This window comes from Thauera phenylacetica B4P (assembly GCF_000310225.1).
Taxonomy (GTDB): domain Bacteria; phylum Pseudomonadota; class Gammaproteobacteria; order Burkholderiales; family Rhodocyclaceae; genus Thauera; species Thauera phenylacetica.
On record NZ_AMXF01000628.1, the window covers coordinates 1 to 384 of the forward strand.

Here is a 384-nt window from a genome sequence, read left to right on the forward strand (position 1 = left end):
CAGCACACGCTGACCGGCGCGGCCGTCGGCCGGCAGGCCGAGCGCGGCCTGCTCGCGCTGGAGCGCCTCGCGGGTACGCGCGCCGATCATGCCGTCGGCCTCGCCGATGTCGTGGCCGCGCGCGATCAGCAGCTGCTGCAGCTCGCGGCGCTCAGCGCGCGACAGGCCGGGGTCGTCGGTCGGCCAGGCGGCGACGAAGGGCGCGCCACCGCGCAGGCGGTCCGACAGGTGGGCGATCGCCAGGCCGTAGCTCTCGGCAGCGTTGTAGGAATACAGCGCGTCGAAGTTGCGCGTGACCAGGAAGGCGGGGCCCTCGCGCCCGGCCGGCAGCATCAGCCCGGCCGGCGCGCCGCCCGCGGGCAAGGCGCTGCCGTCGGCCCGCCG

The 384-nt window shown here is 77.6% G+C and carries 1 protein-coding gene; it reads right to left on the bottom strand.

All coding sequences use genetic code 11. The features are described from left to right. A partial coding sequence (locus tag C667_RS24020; protein WP_004393424.1) for a peptidoglycan-binding domain-containing protein occupies positions 1 to 384 on the bottom strand: 384 nt, incomplete at both ends.